This window comes from Microvirga aerilata (assembly GCF_016743775.1).
In the GTDB taxonomy this organism is placed as follows: Bacteria; Pseudomonadota; Alphaproteobacteria; order Rhizobiales; family Beijerinckiaceae; genus Microvirga; species Microvirga aerilata.
The window spans coordinates 1-19,902 of sequence record NZ_JAEQMY010000072.1 but is presented as its reverse complement, the minus strand read 5'-3'; the positions used below and the strand labels follow the sequence as shown (position 1 = coordinate 19,902).

Genomic DNA, 19,902 nt, shown 5'->3' with positions numbered 1-19,902 from the left:
ATGGTGCCTGCCGAGACGATCTCTCAGCCTCTCCGACTGTAACAATGGATGGCACCGCTGACGAGGATGCTCTCCTTCTGTAGCTACGGATGTTCTGGGTTCGTTTCAGGGCTTTTTTGCGGCGACTCGGATAAACTCGGCTACCCCGGTGGAAATCTGCCGATTTGGTTGTGGTGCTAGCTATGCAAGCGCCGATCCCGAGTATTCACAGAATTCTGCCCGATTTCCACAGCTGAAAAGAAAGACGGTTAACGATTGGGTAGCGAAGCGGTACTCAGGGGCTGGCTGCTGATTGGGAGGTAGGAGATGGACAACAGGCCTGATGGTGGCAAACGACCTTCAGCAGCCTCCGACACCGAACTCCTGCGCCGGATCGGGCAAGATCTCCGCTCAATTTACGCGGACGTGATCAGGCAGCCTCTCCCACAGCGCATTCAAGCAACTCTGGCCCTCATCGATCGGGAGCAGAGACTTGGTGAACAGTTGCCTCGTACGCTGCCGCACTGACGAAGGGTGGTGATGTTCGCAACACTACCTTGCCCGTGGTTTCGCCCGACTCCAAGGCCTGATGAGCTTGAGCCACATCTGCCAGTGCAAAGGATCGGACTTTTGGGGCCTGCAGGATCCCTGCCTCTAACCAAGTGGCAAGGTCGTTGACAGCGGCCTGCAGCAGGTCGGTGCGGGCAAAGAGAAATGACAGATTGAACGCTACCACGCCTTTGTTCTCGCTTGTCATCGACAAAGGATTGAAGCGCGGCATCCTCAGCATTCCGAGGGCCGCCTTGAGGTAATTGATGCGCCCACCCTGTTTGGGCAACAAAGTATGAAAGCCATAGACCAACAGCTTACCCGTGGGCTTCAGATGGGCGTAGCTCTGCGCCAGGGTTTCAGGGCCGTTCGCGTCAAAGACCAAGTCGTAGCCGTCAAGACATAGGCGCTTGGCCTCAACCCAGAGCGACTGAGTGGATTTGTCGATCACGGCGTCTGCGCCCAGCTGGCGTACATACTCGACCTTGTGACTTCTCCCCACCACGCCAGTCACGTGCAGATTGTGCAACTTGCATAGTTGGACAAGCGCTGAGCCTACTCCACCGCCTGCAGAATGCACGAGCACTCTCATGCCGGGCCGGATCACCACGTTCTGCAGCAAGCCATGATACGCGGTCAGGTGGACGGCTAAGAAACCAGCGGCGGCCTCAAAGTCCAGAGTCTGAGGCTTAGGCCACACCAGATCTGCCGGAGCACACACGTGCGTGGAGTAGCCGTTGAAGAGAGTGACCCCAAACACCGGATCGCCGGGCTTCACATGCTTGACCTCACAGCCAACCTCTTCCACCCAGCCCGAATATTCGAATCCGGGCGTGATCGGCCAGCCCACGAACCGGCGCGCGGACTCGTATACGCCCCAACGAACACAGATGTCAGCATAGTTCACACCCACCGCCTCGGTGCGGATCAGAACCTGTCTATCGCCGGGTTTGGGCACGGGATGAGTTTCGAGCTTAAGCCGCTCGTAACCACCGGCTTTGTGAATGACTACTTTGTGCATGGACCCTGAAGGCATCGCCTTTCCGCCTGCAGCTTCGACCTGAAACGTTTGCGCTGCCGCTGAAGCCACTTACTATAGGCGCCGGCGCAAAGCCCCGACGATCGGCCCCATGGGCATGATCGTGCCTATCCTTTCCAATGAAGGGGCATAGAGGCTGGAGACACTGCCATCCAGGAACAGAGCATTCGCACAGCCAAGCTCGTCCCGGAACAAGCGAGCGAATGTGCTAAACGTGACTGGGTCTTCGGAAATCGCAAACACGACCACGTCCTGGCCTTTCACGCCAACGCCGTCCCGGATCTTCCGTGAGGTGCTTTGCTCTGAAAACTGAGGGTGGATTTGCCCGTTTATGACGAGCATCGGGCCCGATTGTGTTGCGAAATCCGGCCTGAATTTCCGCTTCAGATAGGTTCCTGTCTCGAGCACATCTGCTTGACGGCCTTTGACATAAAAGATGCCGTTGGGCTTGAGGTGGAAGTTTCCGGGGCCGTTCCTTGTGTTGGCCGCCTTCAGCTCCTTTCCGTTCTCAACGTAAAGGCCTACTGGCGAGCGATCCTCATGGTACATGCCCGCATTCATCGCAACAGCAAGGCGTGAACCCTCCGGTGTCTCTTTCAACCGGTCGAACGAGCCAAGGACCTCCCCGTCCGACCCGCGCCAGAACAGCCTCACCTCGTATTGTCGGAGATCCATCGTGCAAACCACGAAGGTGCTATCGGCATATTGGACTGGCCGACACGGACCACTGTCAGGCTGAGCCGCTGCTCGGCTGGTAGGTAGTTCAAGAGAGACGAGGATCGTGAGCAGGATGATGGCTGTCCGGGAGAGCGCGCGGCCCAGAGTGAAGATGATAGGTTTCATGTGCAGCTTAGGTCCCTTCAGCGTCCGAGATATCGTTCCCGCAGGTGGGTGCGGAAGACCTCCGCAGTCAGTGGTCGGCCGGTTCCGGCGACCAGAAGCTGATCGGTGGTCATCAGGCTGCCCTTTGCATGAACATTGGCGCGCAGCCATTCTCGAAGAGGAGCAAAATCACCCTTCGATAGGCCAGGAAGGATGTCCGCGTCAGCCTGGCAGGCCGCTTTGAAGAGCTGGGCCGCCGTCATAGCGCCAAGTGTGTAGCTGGGGAAGTAGCCCCACGCGCCGCCAGGCCAGTGGATATCCTGCAAGCATCCCAGGCTGTCATTGGGAACTGTGAGATTGAGAAGCTTCTTGACCTCCTCATTGAACGCTGCGGGCAAGTCCTGGATCTGAAGATCGCCGGCAATCAACGCCTTCTCAAGTTTGTAGCGGACCAGGATGTGGGCCGGGTAGGTGATCTCGTCGGCATCCACGCGGATGAAGCCCGGCTCCACCTTGGTCAGGATCCGGTGGAGGTACTCCGGGCTCAAAGCCGCGCCCTCGCCTTGGAACGTCTCCTGTACAAGAGGGGCGAGATAGGTGACGAACTCCCGGCTTCGGCAAGCCTGCATCTCGATAAGCAGCGATTGGCTCTCGTGCATGCTCATCCCGCGTGCGAGACCGACCGGCTGACGGCGCCACTTCTCCGGGCGGCCCTGCTCATAGAGTGCGTGGCCGGTCTCGTGAAGCACGCCCATGAGCGCGCTCATGAAGTTTGCCTCGCTGTAGCGGGTGGTGATCCGGACGTCGCCCGTGGATCCACCACAGAATGGATGCAGGCTCACATCGAGCCGCCCTTGGTTGAAATCAAATCCAACGGCCTTCATCAACTGCTCGCCGATGCGTCGTTGATCGTCAACAGGGAAGGGGCCGTTGAGCGGCTGGATGGCAGGGAGTTCCTTCTGGCGCACCTGCGCCTCCTGGATCAGGCCCGGTAGCTCGGCGCCAAGTTCTGTAAAGAGCGGATTTATTGTCTCCTGGCGTAGACCGGATCGTAGCTGTCGAGCAGTGCATCATAGGGGGACAGCTCCAAAGCCTCGCCCTTGGCTTGGCCGATCTGCCGCTGGAAGGGGAGCACCTGCGCCAAGTGCGGGAGGAGGAGGGCGAAATCCCCGTTTTGTCTCGCCTCCCGCCAGACCAGCTCCGACTTGGACACGGCTCTGGAGCTGGCCTCGACGAGATCCGCCGGAACGGCGGAACCATGGAGGTAGATCCGCCGCATCTCACGCAGGTTGGAGCGTTGCCAATCGTAGAGCTGGCCGCTGTCTTGATCCGCCTGGGCCAGGAGCTCGCCCGTATCGGGCGCGGTGAGCAGTTCATGGGCGAGACCCTTGAGCGTCGCGAGCTGGTCCGAACGACTGTCGGCAGCCCCCTCCGGCATCATGGTCTCAGTGTCCCATTGCAGAATACCGATCGCGTCCTCGATCGAGCTGATGCGTGCAAAACGTTCTTCCAGCGAGCGGTAGACCTGCATCTTGGTGTGAACTCCGTCCTTGGCGCTGATCCCGCCGGCTTTGAGGGAGCTAAGTGACCCTGCAGTCAGCCTAGGGGAGGACCGGGGCTGTTACTGACTTGTAGGGTTTATAGGTCCGGAATGCCCTTAGCCTGGCTGTTTGTGGATCGGATCGACCCAGTAAACCTCCTCCGGCTTTTCGACAGGATCCACGTCGGTGATGTTCACGACGACGGCCTCGTTATCGCTGCGCACAAGAACGCATTCGAGGGGCTCATCCGGATTGGCGTTGATCTCCTGATGGGGCACGAAGGGCGGTACATAGATGAAGTCCCCAGGTCCGGCCTCCGCGACGAACTCCAACCGCTCGCCCCACCGCATCCGAGCCTTGCCTCGCACCACATAGATCACGCTCTCCAACTCGCCGTGGTGGTGCACTCCAGTCTTGGCATTCGGCTGGATGGACACCGTGCCGGCCCAGATCTTCTGTGCTCCAACCCGTGCATGATTGATCGCAGCCTGCCGAAACATGCCCGGGGTCTGAGCTGTGTTCGGATCGAGGCGATCACCCTTGATCACTTGAACGCCGTGGTGCTTCCAGTGCTCGTGCTGATCATGGAATTTGTCTTGATTGTCATCTGTCATGGCGCCCTCCGAGACGATAGCCTTCCATCCTGGTTCTAGGACCAGACCCCACGGCGGCTGTTAGGTGGCTCGACGAGTAGGCCCTGGACCCCATCTTAATGGGATGGCTGCTCCAGTGTTCCCTTCCAGCCGCTCGATGCGTGGGCGGGTTGGCGCCTTACGTCACCTTCCGTCTCTGTTCCGTCTGGTCTGGCAGGCCAGCCCTGCTCTTACAGCGGCAAGTCTCGGGCTGCGACTGACGCGTTCAATCCTCCCTCTTCTGTTACTTTATATTGGAAAGCTCATCATTGATGAGGTGGTGGCCCAGACACAGCTCGCCTCACCAGGGGCAAATCTCAACGATTGGATCGGGAGCGGCCGACTTGATTTTCTCGGTGGGCTGCTCGTTTTGGAGCTGGCCCTCGCGATCATCGCTGATCTCTTAGGGCGGGCTAGCTCCCTCGTCGACAGCCTCTTATCCGAGCGCTACAGCAACTTCGCCAGTGTGCGTCTGATGGAGCACGCGACGACTCTGGATCTTGAGCAGTTCGAGAGCAGTGATCAGCAGGACCGACTGGAACGGGCTCGCCGTCAGGTCACCGGGCGGACCACTCTCCTGACCCAGATCTTCGGGCAGGCACAGGATGGGCTCACCGTCCTTTCACTCGCTGCCGGCCTGCTCGTCTATGCGCCTTGGCTCATCTTCCTGATCATCCTTGCTCTCCTGCCGGCCTTTGTTGGTGAGGTGCATTTCAACGCGCAGGGCTATCGCCTCAACTACTTTCGCACCCCCGAGCGACGTCAGCTCGACTACATCCGTTATCTCGGCTCGAGCGTCGAAACCGCGAAGGAGGTCAAGCTCTTCGGTCTTAACGCCTTCCTGGTCGAGCGCTTCAGAGGCTTTGCTGATCGGATGTATGCGGACAACCGGCGGCTTGCGATCCGCAGGGCCGCATGGGGCACGCTCTTCGCCGCGCTCGCGTCATGTGCCTATTATCTGGCCTATGCTCTGATCGTGTGGCGAACCGTCCGGGGCGAGTTCAGCATCGGTGACTTGACGTTTCTGTCCGGCTCCTTCCTGCGGCTGCGGGGGCTGCTGGAGGGATTGCTTCTGGGGTTTTCCCAGATCGCCGGGCAGGCGCTGTACCTGGAGGATCTGTTCTCATTCTTCGATGTCCGTCCAAGCATCGCGTCACCGGCAAATCCACGACCCTTTCCGCAGCCGCTGCGGTCGGGGATCGTGTTTGAGCACGTAGGCTTCCGGTATCCAGATTCAGATCACTGGGCTGTCCGTCACCTGAGCTTGACGCTGAAAGCCGGTGAGGTCGTAGCTTTGGTTGGGGAGAACGGAGCCGGCAAAACCACGATCGTGAAGCTCCTTGCCCGGCTCTACGATCCGACAGAGGGACGGATCCTTCTGGATGGCTATGACCTGCGTGAATATGATCTGGCAGATCTGCGGCGCCACATTGGCGTGATCTTTCAGGACTTCGTGCGGTTTCACTTCACGGCCGGCGAGAACATCGGAGCAGGTCGTATCGAGGCCACCGATGATCGCAACCGGATCCGACAGGCGGCGGAGCGCAGCCTCGCCGATCCAATTATCCAACGCCTACCCCAAGGATATGACCAGCCGCTCGGCAAGCGGTTCCAAGGGGGGGCGGATCTCTCCGGAGGTGAATGGCAGAAGATCGCCATCGCGCGCGCCTACATGCGGGATGCCGAGGTGCTCATCCTGGATGAGCCGACCGCCGCTCTCGATGCCCGGTCGGAGTACGAGGTCTTCCAGCGCTTCCGGGATCTGAGTTTGGGCAAGACCGCCATTCTGATCTCGCACCGGTTCTCGACCGTGCGGATGGCCGACCGCATCCTTGTCCTCGAGAATGGGCAGGTCGTGGAGGCTGGCTCACACGAACAGCTCGTTGCATCAGGCGGTCGCTACGCCGAACTGTTTGAATTACAGGCGTCGGGCTATCGATGAGGGCACCCTGAAATTATGAGATCTGGCTTGTTCGGGGTCATGGAAGGCAGATCGTCTACAAGAATGCGATCCGGGCTAGCCACCCAGCAGTGCCTGTCCAGTTGATATATCCAGCTTCATTCCGGTAGGGCCCCGTCCCAGGTCCTGTTGAACATGCGACTTGGAATTCTCCTGAAGCCCTGCTCGAACAATCTGTGCTTTCCGCCTTTTGCTGCGATGGGTTACAGTGGATGTGCCATTTCGACCCGACAGGAGCCCGCATGAAGAAGGCGCGCAAGCTCTATGAAAGTCCAAGCGGTGACCGCTGGTATCTGATCCGAGATCCTTCAGGGGCTTTGTTCGTCCGCCACGAAGCCAATGTCGCTTCCGGAGGGCAGGTGGAACATGAAGATATCGCGGCTTTCCTGGGGCGGGGCGCAGGGCCGGAACAGCAGGAACTGCTGCGTCTGATCGGCACCCTCGTCGAGGAGCCCCCGCAAACGGGTGACCCATCCTATGAAAGCGGCGGCCCTACGAGTTCTATCCCGAATTGACGGCAGGCACGCGCAAGCGCCTCAGCTTGCTCGGGGGTGGGTGGACCGGATGGATCAGGCAGCCCCTGCCGTTCAGCAGGACGGCCAAAGGCGCGGATGAAGGTCTCGAATTCGCCTCGGGTGATGGTGAGCATGCGGGCCTCAGCCGACTCCACCCTGTAAGTGTGAGGAATGCCTTTGGGAGTGAGCAGCGTTTCCCCAGCGCTGGCGCGGTGCTCCTGGTCTCCGACTCGGTAGCGCACTTCACCTTCAAGAACGTGAAAGATTTCATCCTCGTCATGGTGGATATGCAGCGGCGGAGAGTCCCCCTGTGAGGCGCGGTGCTCAAGAACTGAGATGCCGTCCGAACCATCCCGTGACGAGACACGGATCGTGACGTAGGTATTGAGGAACCAGAGGCTTCGATGATCCATAGCAGCGCCGTTCATGCCTGTGCTCTCCCGCAACATATTGGAGAGCCGAGCGTACCGGTACTTTGATGATGAACAAGAGAAATTCCAAAGATCATCCGGTGCGCTGCTTCCGGTACGAGTTCTTGACGGCACCGTCAGGTTAACGCGACGGTGACTCGATCCGAGCATAAGCGAGGGCATGAAACCGACCCGTCATCCTCGCTACGCCCGTCACCGCTTCCCGGCTGAGGTCATCAGCTATGCCGTGTGGCTGTATTTCCGGTTTCCCCTGAGCCTGTGCATGGTCGAGGAGATGCTCGCCGCCCGTGGCATCGAGGTCAGCCACGAGACGGTCCGGCAATGGGCGCTGAAGTTCGGGCAAGGTTATGCCAACCAGATCCGCCGCCGTCTTCCCGCACCAGACGACAAATGGCATCTCGATGAGGTGGTGATCAGCATCGCGGGCACGAAGCATTGGATGTGGCGGGCCGTCGACCAACATGGGATCGTGCTCGATATCCTGGTCCAGAGCCGTCGCAACGCGAAGGCCGCCAAGCGCCTGCTGCGCAAGCTGCTCAAGACGCAAGGCATGGCCCCTCGCCTGATGATCACAGATAAACTGGCCAGCTATGCCGCCGCAAAGCGGGTCGTCATGCCCGGGGTGGAGCATCGGCAGCATAAAGGCTTGAACAACAGAGCCGAGAACAGTCATCAGCCGACCCGAAGATGGGAGCGCATCATGAAACGCTTCAAATCAGCCGGGCAGGCCCAACGCTTCCTTTCAGTTCATGATCAGGTTGCAAACCTTTTCCGCCGACCTGCAAACACCATTGCTGCTGATTATCGCAAGTCTCGAGCTCAGGCCTTCAGGAGCTGGGCCGAGGTGACTGGTGGGGCCGCTGGTTTCTGATCTGACAATCTCAGATGGGCGCACCCGTTTCGACCCGTTAAGTTGACGATGCCCCACGAACTCCGCGGGCCGGAACTCGTCCCGGTCGCCTCCGATCAGGGCAGGGCGCACGATGGACAAGGATGGGAACCCGACACCCCGAAGCGCCTCCTCCACTTCGCCTTTGACTCGGTTGTAGAAGAAGCGTGAATGCGGGTCGGCGCCCGTCGCGGAGTTCAGCGCGAAGGCACGGGCACCGTGCTGCCGGGCAAGCCGCGCGACGGCGAGCGGGTAGTCGTGATCGACCCGGCGGAACGCCTCCTGCGAGCCGGCCTTGCGGATCGTGGTTCCCAGGGTGCAGACCACGCCATCGACAGCCCACCATGGCGCATCGGCCGGCAGGTGCTCGAAATCGACCAGCGGGTTTTCGAGCTTCGGATGCGGCGGTAGCTGTCGACGGGTCGGGGCGACGATCCGGGTCACCCGAACATCACCCTGTGCCTGCCGCAGGACGGCCCCGCCGACCAAGCCTGTCGCTCCGACGAGCATCAGCGTCGTCATTCAGGCGCCCCTGCCGAGGGCCGTCAGCACGTGCCGGGCGACGAGTTCTGAGGATTGCGGATTTTGCCCCGTGATCAGGTTACCGTCCTGGATCGCGAAGGGCTGCCAGTCTGGTCCTCGCTCGAAGCGGCCTCCCAATTCCTTAAGCCGGTCTTCCAACAGGAAGGGTACCACCTTCTTCAGTCCGACCGCCTCCTCCTCGGTGTTGGTGAAGGCGCTGACCCGACGACCACCGACGATGGGACGCCCATCCTGCTGCGTGGCCTTCACCAGCCCGGCCGGGCCATGACAGACGGCGGCGACAACCTTGCCCTGATCGAACAAGGACCCGATGACCTGGGCCAGCGTCTCGTCATTGGCCGCATCCCACATCGGCCCGTGCCCGCCAGGCAGGAACACCGCGTCGAAGGAGCCTGGATCCACGCTGCCGAGGGCAGGGGATTGTCGCGCAGTTGCCATGGCCTTCTCATCGGAGAGGAAGCGATGCACAGATGCTGGGACCTCCTGCTGCTCCTCGGGCTTCTCACCCGGACCATTGCCAGCCTCGGTCGGAAGGCTGCAGGGATCCCACGGAATGGCACCGCCCTTGATCGAGACGAGCGTGACCTCCGCGCCTCCGTCGAGCAGGGCGTAGTAGGGCGTGGCGAGCTCCTCCAGCCAGACGCCGGTGCGGTGGCCGGTGGATCCCATTTGGTCCTGCGAGGTGGCGACAAAGAGCACTTTGGGAGCGGGCATGGCGGTTCTCCGGGTAAAGGCGTTACGCCGTCAACTCGAAGCTGCGGAGGAGGTTCTGACTGGATGAAGGAAAGGCCGCTGGTGGTCCGCCCTGCGCCTGGACCAGCATGCAGGCGACGGTATGGCTCAACCGCCGGCCACGGCGGTGATTGAAGGTCTGCACACCACGCCCAGCAGCGTCAGGGGCGGGGCTTGAACTTCCTGAAGCTGTCCGCGACGATAGTTCTGACATCTGCCCGAAATGGCTTCAGAGGCAGTGGTTCATCGGGAGGAAGACTTGTCGAGATCACCAGGAGGGCGGCGTCCCAGCGATCCGTTAAAGGCGGCTGAGGCTGCCTTCAAGAAGGTTACAACTACACCGGTTGAGACGCCTCCCAAGGCATCGGCCGTCCCGGGTGTGAAGGAGACCGTCACCCTGCGCATTGACCAGGAGGTGCTCGAATACTTCCAGCAGGATGGCCCGGGATGGCAGGAGCGCATCAACGCGGCACTGCGCAAGGCGGCGGGCAAATGAGGGATCGTCTCGTGAACGACGCAACCCGTGTCCCGGGCAGAACGGTCTTGATCGCGCTCCTGTTTGCGGCCGCCGGCACAGGGGCGGCTGCCCAAGATCCCCACCCTGTTCACTACACCTGCGCGGACGGGACAAAGCTTCAGGCTACGACACGGAAAAAAGAGCCGCCCTAACCCCTGCCAGGGGGCTAAGGCGGCGCGGTGGGTCTAAACCCGTACTCATGGAAGAGCGGGCTAAGCCTACTGGGGGCTCAGGGTGCGAGTCAATCAAATCCCCTGAGCTTCGCCGGTCGTTTCATTCACAACTCAACAATGAAAGGACGCAGGCCCTATGGCTTTGCAGAGCATTGACGCACGCCCGAATACTGACTTCGCGACATCTCATCAACTGCCCCAGGCCGGTTTTGTCCGGCTTCCCGGCATCCTTGCCCCGAATGGGCCTATTCCCGTCAGCAGGTCCACGTGGTGGGCAGGCATCAAGGACGGGCGTTATCCCAAGCCCGTGAAACTCGGCCAACGCATCACCGCATGGCGTGTGGAGGACATCCGAGCCCTCATCTCAGAGGCTGCCTGATGATGCCCAGTTCAGACGCTTCGTTGCTCTGAACTCATCCCGTTTATGACTGTGCAAAAGAAAGCCCCATGCAAGGTGGCCTGCACGGGGCAATAAGGAAAACTTCCATGAATAACCTACACAAGCTGCGCTCGCGCGGCAACGAGAACCTGTGCCTACTGCCGCTCTTCGCCTGGGCAGCCTCACAGCCGACCCATCCTCATCCACTCGTGGCCAGAAAGCTTTCCAGCCGGTTTGGTCTTTCCCCCGCGCTGGCACTCACCATCGCAGAACTCGCAGGGCTAAGCATGGAGGTGAGCAATGGCTAACAGCAACGTGGTCGAACTCCTTGTGAAGCGTGCCGACACAGGCGAGACCTTGCGTCTAAAGGGTCGTGAAGCGTGGACGCTGGCCCATCTGATTGGAGCGGGCGAGACCGGCATCATCCCCCTGGATAGACCCGCCCCCGCTGGTCCGCATACGTTCACACGTTGCGAAAGCGCGGTCTCGACATCACCACGGTGGATGAGCCTCACGCAGGTCCCTACTCGGGAACGCACGGGCGCTACGTTCTGCTCACATCGCTCGAACAGTCTTTGCCGAAGACAAGCGCTCCCGTCGCTTCTCCGGTGTGATGAGAGCTGCTTACGCACAGATCCTTGGCCACACGCCGGATCCTGCTTCCTGACTCTGAGAAGCCCAGCAGCCGGGGTCTATGCTCCGGCTGCACCCTTTCCGCATCATCATCAGAAAGGACGTCCTTGAACCTCTCAGGGGCGCTGCGAGGCACCTCATGCCCAGACGTCACAATAACAAGGGGCGAAGCACGACCGAACGCTTCATCGCCCTTCCACATTACATGCTGCGCTCGCCTGCCTGGCGCTCGCTCTCGCCCGTAGGCCGCTGCATCTTCCTCAAACTCGCAGCCATCTATAACGGCGGCAACAATGGTTTCATTGCCCTCTCCACTCGTGATGCTGCTAAACACGTCCGCTGCTCTAAGGACACGGCAGCACGGGCGTTCTTTGAGCTGACAGAAAAGGGCTTCATCGTCTGTTGCTCACGCGGACACTTCGACCGCAAGAGCCCGCATGCGAGCGAGTACCGCCTAACAGTGTACTCGTGCGACCGCACGGGCGAGAAAGCCTCGAAGGCTTTTATGCGCTGGCTCCCGGATAGAGAAAAATCTGTAGCCGGCCCGATGGGAAGGACAGCCGGTCCGACCTCAGGGACAGTTCGCGCCTCCACGAAAGAAAATTACCGCCCACGGTCCGGCGAGAAGGACCGCGACACCTCATCTGAGCCCATCAGCGGTCCGACTGCAGGGACACATATAATCTACCAGACGGGGTCTGGAGCGGTGGAGGCGGTGGAGCCCTCAGGAGTGGTGGATCTGCAGCCAAGAGGACGTCGCCATGCCTCGTGACCGGCAGCGCCTTACCCTTGAGAGTGGCCCGAAGCTGGATCTCGCCAAGCTCATCCCGAGTGGGGCGGGAAAGCCGGGGAGCTATATCCAATGCGTACTCACCTATGGCTCGGGTGAGACCATCACCGCCCTTCTAAAGCTGTCCGACTATAGTGGCTTGCTGGATCTATCATTTCAAGGACGGCAGCAGTCGTTCTCTCTAGTGTCCGAGCCGAGACACTTTGGCCGTCTGCAATGGTACGTCATCTGCCCCAACAGGGGCCGGCGCGTGCGGGTGCTCTACCGGCCTCTCGGAGCTACGTTCTTTGCCAGCCGGTATGCTTGGGGCCGCAGGGCGGCTTATGCCTCACAGTTCCTTGACCCAATAGGGCGGGCATGGCGCACGAAAGCGAAGGTGAAGACTGCTCTGCTCGGAGATGCAGATCCGGATGATTGGGATCTGCCGCCGAAACCAAAGGGAATGCGGTGGGCAACCTATGAACGGTGGGTGGTCAAGTATGATGACGCTGAAGAGATGCTCGATGCCCAACTGGCTATAGCAGCAGCGCGGCTGATGAAGCGCTTTTAGCCAACAGTCTTGATTCGCAATCGCGAAAGAACAGTATGCAATGCGTTATGGAGGAACCTACAGGATCCCACTCTAACGTTAGATTTGGAGCCTGAATATAAGGCTCGGAATTGCAATTCTTGTGTGGTTGCACACATTTTCGAGGTCTATTCAGAGCTATAATCAGATAGAAAGTGATACCCTTGAAGTTGCTCCGCCTTGCTACTTGGAACGGTCTTTGCAGTTATTATGGAGGTAGACATATGACTTTGAAACGCAAGATTGCTAATTTTTCTGCAGTATCTTTCTTCGTAGCATCCCTAAGTATTTTGCCGTCAGCTGTGAATGCTGGGTGCATACTTTACCAGCATAGAGACTATGGCGGTGCTCATTGGACCTTGGATCACTTTGAGCGGATGCGAATGGTCAGGGGTGAAAATCTTGGATGCACCACTAATGGCCATGGCGGAGGCTGTGAAAGCACCATCCATCAGCCCTCCTGGAATGACCAGGTTTCGTCATTCAAGGTGACGCCGGGTTGCACATTGACCCTCTGGCAACATATCGATGAGCAGGGAGCCAGATTTCGCTCCTCAAAAAGCTACCGGTATGTTGGCAGCGGCTGGAACGACGAAGCCTCTGAAGCTCTCTGTATGTGTCGGCAGTAACTGCTGGGTATTATGTATCGGTGGTCCTCTAGGACGGACGAGGACGCTCGCGCAGTGCCAAAATGCGGAAGAAGAGTCGTGACAGAAAGGAAAGTCGAGAGGTACCCAACCCGGTTACCACACTGTGTCAAGTTAAAGCAAAGTGGACGAGACCAAGTGCAGCAACGCGGAACTCGGGTGCTTGTATCCACGACCGCCACGGAGATGGGCCTGTATCTACTAGGCTGACCGACTTGGGATTCTTGCGGCCACACTGAATGCAGATAAATCTCTAGGATTGGAGATAGCGATGGCTCGATTCGCCCTTGGCACTCTAATAATCCTGTGTGGAGCTATAGCGTCCGAACGCAGTGAGGCGGCGAACTGGAGAATCTGCAACAAAACGGCCGAGCCAATGTGGGTCGCAATTGCGTACGATCCCGGTAATGGCCGGCACGTATCGCGCGGGTGGTGGAGACTTAACGCGTGCGGTGGTTGCGCAACGGTCGGAAATTACAATGTGCTTGGCGTGTGGTACCACGCTCACAACCGAGACAGAAGCCGACGAGTGGAAGGCGATGATCTTTTCTGCACGTCCTCTCCGATGGCCTTTAATCTCGATAATCAGGCAGCATGCCGGGTCCCAACTAACAGAAGCCTTGCTTTCCTCGGCTTCCGGTCAGTCGTGCTGCGGGGCAGCACCTTCACCTCAAGCATCACAGGCCGCGCCGCAAACGGCTCGATGTGCATCGACTGACTAGCACAGGGAAAATAGCGAGTTGCGTTGAGAGCCGGTTGGGTAGGCCCTTCGCGTTGCATCCAAACGCGGAGGGCTTTTGCTGACCGTACGGAAGCACACTCTCCGAATTCTGAACTTCGTCCCCGTCGTACTTCGCAATCTGGCATGCGTGAGGCCGCAGGGCAGCCTAAGCCTCACTGTTTCTCGACCCGATAGGACGGGCATGGCGGACGAAGGCAAGGGCAATAGCGGCCCTGCTCGGAGATGCAGACCCAGATGATTGGGCTGTGCCGCCTAAGCCTAAGGGGACGCGCTGGGCGACCTACGAGCGGTGGGTGGCCAGGTACGACGCGGCTGAGGAGATGCTTGATGGGCAACTCACCATGGCAGCGACGCGGCTGATGAAGCGGCTTTAGAGTTGTCAGGGGTAGGAGTTGCCCAGCCTCCAGAGCAACTCTGCTTCGTTGAGCCGGTAGCCTAATCCCAGATAGACACACCTAATCCCCCTATTTCCACCTTACTCAAGTCGATTGACACCATAGGCTCGGGGGAGGGCGCAGCTACTCCGCGTGCATGGAAGTGTGGCAATGATTGATGGCTCTAAGAGGAATAAGAGTTGCTTAGCTCCGGCCATGGGGCACTCTCTCGCAGCCCTACTATCCACGGCTTTCCTAATCGTGCAAGGTGAGACAGCGGGAGCGCTCGACGTTGGTGTGAGTGCAGGCGCGGCTGGCGTAGGAGCAGGTCTGAGCGCGGGCATTGGATCTGAGGGACTCAGCGTAGGAGTAGGTGTCAGCAGCGAAGGCAGTCGAACTTCAGCCAGCGGCAGCGCCGGCCCGAGCGGTATCGCGGGCGGGCTAGGAGCCAACGCGGGCGCAGTGGGAGCATCGGCTCAGGGCAACCTCGGGTTCGGTGGGCTCAGTGCAGGGGCGGGCGTCAGCAGTGAGGCCAATGGAGCTTCAGTAACCGGTAACGTTGGGCCGAGCGGCGTCAGTGGAGGACTGGGGGCCAATGCTGGTTCAGCAGGGGCAACGGCAAGCGCTGGTGGGCAGCAAGGATCCAATGCGGGAGTGGGAGCTAGCCTCGGAGGTAATGGAACGTCTGCGGCCGGCGACACAAGTTCCGCGAACTTGTCAGGAGCCGGGACCGGATTCTCCGGAGCAGGTTCTCTTGGAGCGTCAGCGAATGCTGGCAATCCTGGCCAAGGTGCACCCGGTCAGAGAAACACTGCAGGAACTATCGCCAGCATCGCTCCCGCGATGTCGGCCTCAGGTGGGGTGAATTTTCCAGAGAGTTTGTGGCCGTATGAGAGTGGGGCGAGCGGTGGCGGATGGTTCCGAAGCATCCACCTGCTCAAGCCCCTGCGAGTCAGACCAGGTACGCCCCTAGCTGTTGTCCAGTCCTGCCGCAACGCACTTGTTTCCGGCGCTTCGTCCTATGGTGCCACACAAGTCGACGTTGCCAGCTCGGGACGCACCGCTCGCCTGAAGGATGGCAGCCTGTCAGCTCCTATCGAGGCTAGAATTGTGTTTCAGCGAGGGAGCCGCGTGCAGGTTCGCCAAGCCCGCGTTACATGCCGTTTGGATGCAAGGGGGCGGATGCTCGCGATGTATTAAACTGGCGCAGTTTGCTGACCAGTCCACTCGTTCTCCTGCATATAGAGAAGGGCCGATGCGTTTAGACCAGTTCTGAGTACCGTTGGCCTCACGTCGTAATCAGTCATGGTGAGACCCGCAGCTCCAAGGCGAGCAGACGGACCCCATTGTTCTCTGCCAGGACCACAGAAAAACCCTTGGCTCATCAGAAAGCCAAGGGTCCATCTCATTGTTAGCAGATCTGCCTAGACAAGACGCTCAGGCAGTCGAGCAATTGTTGGGTTCATGGCCTTCGGCTCACCCGTCCTTGCCACCTCGTCCACCGCCGTTGCCGCCATTCCCGTTTCCACCAGCATTGCCGCCCTTACCGCCGTTATCGCCAGCATCACTGCGGCCCTGTGTGCCACCGCCGAAGTCACCCCCGTTCGGGCTCTCTCCAGCCCCGCCAACACTTTCGTTATTGCCGGGGTTGCCAGCGCCTCCAGCGTTGCCGCCGCGACCGTTTCCGTTGCCACCAGCGTTGCTGCCTTTGTCGTCGGAGTCGCTGCGGCCTTTGTCGCCGCCGCCGCCAAAGTCGCGGCCATTCGGGCTTTCACCCGCATTGCCGACACCCTTGTCATTGCCGGGATTGCCAGAGCCACCAACGCTGCTGCCACCGCCACCATTGGAGCCGCCACTGTTCGCGCCAGATCCGCTGCTGCCTTTCCCGCCTCCAGTGCTGCCTGTCCCACCAGTGCCACCGGTGTTGTTGTCAGCAACAGAACCACCGCTGCCTACGGTGCCGCCTGTACCAGTGCTTCCGCCGACGCCAACAGAGCCGCCGGTTCCAGCGTTGCCGACTGCGCTGCCGTTGCCAATGCTTCCGACTGTTCCACCAGCGCCGACATTGCTGCCTGTGTTTAAGCCACCAGCCCTACCGGAAGTGGCACCAGTTCCAGCGTTACCGACCGTGCCCCGGTTGCCTACGCCGCCTACAGCTGCGCCGGTGCCTGCATTGCCGACTGTTCCGACAGCACCTGCTGTGCCACCTGTCCCGCGAGAGCTGATGGCTCCCGTGCTCAGCTCATCGCGTTCACTGGGCCGGTCCATTCGTTGACGAAGTGCTTGGGGCGAGATAGCGCATCGGCAAACCTCATTGCCTTGGACAAAGTGAAGACGGCAGTTGCGATACATCGAGGGATTGGCAACTGCCGGTACGCATTGTTGGCCCGTTCTGATAACTTGAGCAGAAGCAGAAACGGAAGAGGCCAAGAACAAGGCAAGACTAGACAAAGCAAGAGCGTGCGAACGCTTCATAGTTCACCTACACTAATCTGGATGGGGATGCTGCTGCAGATAGCAGCTGGATTGGTTAGAATACGCTATTATTAGGAGAACAGTTCCCTAATCCAAAAGTAGGTAATCCCTTGGAGCTAGTCGATTAGTTTTTGAAGAACACAATAGTAATGAGCCGAAGCAATTCAAGATAAGAGGCCATTACCGGAGCATCCTATGGACAAAAAATAAGCCCCGATGATTATACATGAATCATCAAGGGCTTGTTCAGAAGTTTTGGCTCGAAGGCGGTAGGTGAGCGCCTTCAGCACATCAATGACTTAAACGGACAAAAAGTTCCACTTTCATTGGTTGCAGGGCAGCAAGGCACCCAAAAGCGTGGTGCTCGACATGGCCTTGAAGCTACAATAAACGAGCTGCGGCAGCCAACGGACCCGAATAATGCTCAATGTGAAGGAGTTGTGCGCAAAGGCTCATGGCGCAGGGAAACCAAGCTGATAATCATAAAAGGACCCGCTTAGTAATCTTTCATTTACCATAAGAGCGCAGCCTTATCTTGTGCCTCTTGGCATGGTCGTTCTCCCGAGACGGTCGCGTCAAATGACCAAAGCAGTTGGTGGAGATGCTCCAGTGAGAATAGTTTCGTTGGTCACGCAGAAGGGCGGGACTGGTAAGAGCAGCCTTGCTGTCTCACTTGCTGTGGCTGCGGCGGAAAGCGGTCTGAAAGCAGTTGTTCTCGACATAGACCCACAGGGCACAGCCGAGGAATGGTACAAGCGGCGCACTGCTGAAGCTCCTGCAGTCCATTCTATATCTTGGGCGAATCTCTCCTCCCGTCTGTATAGGGTTAGCCAACAAGGCTACGACCTTGCCATCATCGACACACCAGGGGCGGACGGCCACGCCGCCTCGGAAGCAATGAAAGAAGCCCACTTCTGCTTGCTGCCGGTTCGTCCCAGCTTTGCTGACATCGAAGCCAGCAAAGTTACCGTTCGGTATTTGAGCGACCAGGCCAAGCCGTTCGCGTTCCTTCTTAATCAATGTCCAACAGGCGGGCGAACGAGCCGGACCTCCAATGCACGCATGGCTCTCCAACTGCTAGGACGACTATGTGGCTCCACGCTGGCGCATCGCTCTGACCACGTTGACGCTCTTGCATCAGGTCTGGGGGTGACTGAGTTCAATCCCCACGGAAAGGCTGCTGATGAGGTGCGTGCGGTTCTGCAATGGCTCACAGCGAGGCTGCGGAAATTGGATGCAATCGAGACAGCTGATGATGAAGCCGAAACAATCCCTCTAAGAGCAGTTGTGTAGGCGGTACCTGCCTACGCGCACCTGTGGAGCGACACAATCGAATGCATTCACAACAGCCCTAGAGCTATCAGGGGCCTTGGAACGGAGCAATTGCCAAGCCGTTGAATAAGTCCCTGGCTAGCCTCCAGTGGAACTGCAGACTGGAGTCTATATGCCCCGCTACTTCATCGACGTGCGCAGTCGCTTCGGATGTGATGAGGACTTAGAGGGTATTTATCTGCCAAGCACCAGAGGTGCTGGAGTTGAGGCGCTGAAGGTAGCCACCTTGAAGCTTGGAGATAAGTGGCAGGATCTGCCAAGCGAGGCCAAGAGAGCGATTGCTATTGAGGTTGTGGGAGAAGCCGGTCAGACCGTTCTGGTCGTCCCTTTCTGGGAAATAGAGCGGCATCTGCAAGCGGCCCCACTTTCAGAGAGCCAGAGACCTATAAGGCCTATAGCTGGGCGGAGCATTTCCGCAAGTACGTTGCTCAGTGGGGCATTGCTGTTAGCTGGTACGGTAACAGCTCTCGCAGTAGCCCTAGTCTAATCGCTCTTTCGTTCCCCTTTGAGCAATGCTCCTGCTTATCTGGTTAACCGCACGGTTACTTTTTAGGCGCAGCCTTAACCATGTGCCTCTTGGCACGGTCGTTCTCCCTGATAGGTCGCAGAGGCGGCCCGCCTAGAGCGCCAGCTGAATCGGCGCTCTTTCTTTATCGCGCCCAAGACAATCCACGGCAGCCTCGAAAGAGGTCAGCCCTCGCTGCCGGGCCGGACGAGCGGCTGAGTCTGATTGACCAACCAGCGTGGGCGCATGCTAACGACCCAATACCGAGCCGGGGTTTTGGCGCAGGACAGGCTAGTATCGCAGTCGGTGGGCTTGGGAGACCGGGTCCGGTCATTAATGGAAGAGGTCGTCCTCGGCACGATGGCGGCTGTGCCTCGATAGGTGCTGTTCTGCGGGATCATGAGCCCTCCCCCCCGGGTCTCTGGGACAAAAGAACTACCGGCAAAGCTCCGAGTTCCAAGTTGACCATGAGGGAAGCTGGCTTCGTGAAAAGAATCGGACCTGCCGCCCTAGCAAGAGTATCGCGGGAATGCGGACCTCTGGCCGAGCCGGTATGGTGGTTAAGTAGCTAAGTCAGCACCAAAGGTGGGGAACAGGATGGGGAAGGTCCGGGACGTCTTAAAAAATTGATAATTACTTAGGGGTCTTAGGAACAAATAATGGCGGAGAGGGGGAGACTGTCTCCGAATATGCCAAAAACTAAGCATTACAATGGGTTAGAAATCGCCCTTAAGGATCGTGTGTACCAGCTCTGTGTCCTGCTGTCGATCGCAGGTTCGGTGCGGATAATCTGAAACTTGGAGCACTTCTTGCGAAATTTGGAGGCTGCCTGCCGTAGGTGGTTATCTGGCTTAGCCTTTTAACAGCTCAGGCGCTTACACTGTGTAGCTAGGTCCTATAGTGCCTATCACTGCGGACCGTGAGGTTGGCCTGCCTCCTGAAAAGTGATCCTCCCTGAAGTATGGCTATTGAGCCGAAGGAGGACTGAAGATGGGCAAGAAGAGACACTCGGCCGAGGAGATCGTTTCCAAGCTGCGCCAGGTGGACGTGCTGACGGTACAGGGCCGGACGGTGGCCGAGGCCATCCGGCAGATCGGCGTGACCGAGGTGACTTATTATCGGTGGCGGTCGGAGT

The 19,902-nt window shown here is 59.0% G+C and carries 20 protein-coding genes and 2 pseudogenes; 16 read left to right on the top strand and 6 right to left on the bottom strand.

Going from position 1 to position 19,902, the window contains the following annotated elements:
- Positions 1-451: 451 nt before the first annotated feature.
- The 4 genes and pseudogenes from JKG68_RS25525 to JKG68_RS25510 form a co-directional block, all read right to left on the bottom strand.
- Positions 452-1,549 carry a synaptic vesicle VAT-1 family membrane protein gene (locus tag JKG68_RS25525; protein WP_246515854.1) on the bottom strand — a complete coding sequence of 366 codons (1,098 nt, stop codon included), beginning with the start codon at positions 1,547-1,549 and terminating at the stop codon, positions 452-454.
- Positions 1,550-1,621: 72 nt separating this feature from the next.
- Positions 1,622-2,410: a phosphodiester glycosidase family protein gene (locus JKG68_RS25520; RefSeq protein ID WP_202064368.1), complete on the bottom strand. Its 789-nt coding sequence runs from the start codon at positions 2,408-2,410 to the stop codon at positions 1,622-1,624.
- Positions 2,411-2,427: 17 nt separating this feature from the next.
- Positions 2,428-3,920, bottom strand: a pseudogene (locus tag JKG68_RS25515) (carboxypeptidase M32).
- A gap of 126 nt (positions 3,921-4,046) precedes the next feature.
- Positions 4,047-4,544: a cupin domain-containing protein gene (locus tag JKG68_RS25510; RefSeq protein ID WP_202064360.1), complete on the bottom strand. Its 498-nt coding sequence runs from the start codon at positions 4,542-4,544 to the stop codon at positions 4,047-4,049.
- A 103-nt stretch (positions 4,545-4,647) separates the two neighbouring features.
- Here JKG68_RS25510 and JKG68_RS25505 point away from each other — a divergent pair, with 103 nt between their 5' ends.
- On the top strand, positions 4,648-6,504 hold the full coding sequence (locus tag JKG68_RS25505; protein ID WP_202064358.1) for an ABC transporter ATP-binding protein: 1,857 nt from the start codon (positions 4,648-4,650) through the stop codon (positions 6,502-6,504).
- Between the two features lie 260 nt (positions 6,505-6,764).
- A complete protein-coding gene (locus JKG68_RS25500) occupies positions 6,765-7,037 on the top strand; it encodes a hypothetical protein (RefSeq protein ID WP_202064357.1) in 273 nt (90 codons plus the stop codon).
- On the opposite strand, the gene JKG68_RS25495 is transcribed toward JKG68_RS25500, so the two are convergent.
- Positions 6,998-7,465 (bottom strand): cupin domain-containing protein, encoded by a 468-nt coding sequence (locus JKG68_RS25495; protein WP_202064356.1) that lies wholly within the window; start codon positions 7,463-7,465, stop codon positions 6,998-7,000. The genes JKG68_RS25500 and JKG68_RS25495 overlap by 40 nt on opposite strands.
- A 163-nt stretch (positions 7,466-7,628) precedes the next feature.
- Here JKG68_RS25495 and JKG68_RS25490 point away from each other — a divergent pair, with 163 nt between their 5' ends.
- Positions 7,629-8,339: an IS6 family transposase gene (locus JKG68_RS25490; protein ID WP_202064355.1), complete on the top strand. Its 711-nt coding sequence runs from the start codon at positions 7,629-7,631 to the stop codon at positions 8,337-8,339.
- Positions 8,340-8,528: 189 nt separating this feature from the next.
- Complete coding sequence (locus JKG68_RS25485; RefSeq protein ID WP_202064354.1) at positions 8,529-8,768, top strand: hypothetical protein; 240 nt, start codon at positions 8,529-8,531, stop codon at positions 8,766-8,768.
- 111 nt (positions 8,769-8,879) lie between these two features.
- Here JKG68_RS25485 and JKG68_RS25480 read toward each other — a convergent pair whose 3' ends face one another.
- Positions 8,880-9,614 (bottom strand): type 1 glutamine amidotransferase domain-containing protein, encoded by a 735-nt coding sequence (locus JKG68_RS25480; protein ID WP_202064353.1) that lies wholly within the window; start codon positions 9,612-9,614, stop codon positions 8,880-8,882.
- Positions 9,615-9,855: 241 nt separating this feature from the next.
- On the opposite strand from JKG68_RS25480, the gene JKG68_RS25475 reads away from it, so the two are divergent.
- The 12 genes and pseudogenes from JKG68_RS25475 to JKG68_RS25430 form a co-directional block, all read left to right on the top strand.
- Positions 9,856-10,128: a BrnA antitoxin family protein gene (locus tag JKG68_RS25475; RefSeq protein WP_202064352.1), complete on the top strand. Its 273-nt coding sequence runs from the start codon at positions 9,856-9,858 to the stop codon at positions 10,126-10,128.
- A 330-nt stretch (positions 10,129-10,458) separates the two neighbouring features.
- Positions 10,459-10,701, top strand: a complete 243-nt coding sequence (locus JKG68_RS25470; RefSeq protein WP_202064346.1) for a helix-turn-helix transcriptional regulator — start codon at positions 10,459-10,461, stop codon at positions 10,699-10,701.
- Positions 10,702-10,808: 107 nt separating this feature from the next.
- Complete coding sequence (locus JKG68_RS25465) at positions 10,809-11,009, top strand: hypothetical protein (protein ID WP_202064338.1); 201 nt, start codon at positions 10,809-10,811, stop codon at positions 11,007-11,009.
- Positions 11,002-11,315, top strand: a pseudogene (locus JKG68_RS34895) (winged helix domain-containing protein). The gene JKG68_RS25465 and the pseudogene JKG68_RS34895 overlap by 8 nt, the downstream one beginning before the upstream one ends.
- 158 nt (positions 11,316-11,473) lie before the next feature.
- Positions 11,474-12,106 carry a helix-turn-helix domain-containing protein gene (locus JKG68_RS25460; protein ID WP_202064336.1) on the top strand — a complete coding sequence of 211 codons (633 nt, stop codon included), beginning with the start codon at positions 11,474-11,476 and terminating at the stop codon, positions 12,104-12,106.
- A gap of 394 nt (positions 12,107-12,500) precedes the next feature.
- On the top strand, positions 12,501-12,674 hold the full coding sequence (locus JKG68_RS25455; RefSeq protein ID WP_202064334.1) for a hypothetical protein: 174 nt from the start codon (positions 12,501-12,503) through the stop codon (positions 12,672-12,674).
- A gap of 242 nt (positions 12,675-12,916) precedes the next feature.
- On the top strand, positions 12,917-13,321 hold the full coding sequence (locus JKG68_RS33015) for a hypothetical protein (protein WP_210346459.1): 405 nt from the start codon (positions 12,917-12,919) through the stop codon (positions 13,319-13,321).
- Between the two features lie 289 nt (positions 13,322-13,610).
- Positions 13,611-14,057, top strand: coding sequence for a DUF1036 domain-containing protein (locus JKG68_RS34890; RefSeq protein WP_202064333.1), 447 nt, complete (start codon positions 13,611-13,613; stop codon positions 14,055-14,057).
- A 1,862-nt stretch (positions 14,058-15,919) separates the two neighbouring features.
- A complete protein-coding gene (locus JKG68_RS25445) occupies positions 15,920-16,537 on the top strand; it encodes a hypothetical protein (protein WP_202064332.1) in 618 nt (205 codons plus the stop codon).
- A 972-nt stretch (positions 16,538-17,509) separates the two neighbouring features.
- A complete protein-coding gene (locus tag JKG68_RS25440; protein ID WP_210346458.1) occupies positions 17,510-18,223 on the top strand; it encodes an AAA family ATPase in 714 nt (237 codons plus the stop codon).
- Positions 18,224-18,374: 151 nt separating this feature from the next.
- A complete protein-coding gene (locus JKG68_RS25435) occupies positions 18,375-18,749 on the top strand; it encodes a DUF6894 family protein (protein ID WP_202064331.1) in 375 nt (124 codons plus the stop codon).
- A 1,008-nt stretch (positions 18,750-19,757) separates the two neighbouring features.
- The coding region (locus JKG68_RS25430; RefSeq protein ID WP_202064330.1) for a transposase at positions 19,758-19,902 on the top strand (145 nt) is incomplete at its 3' end.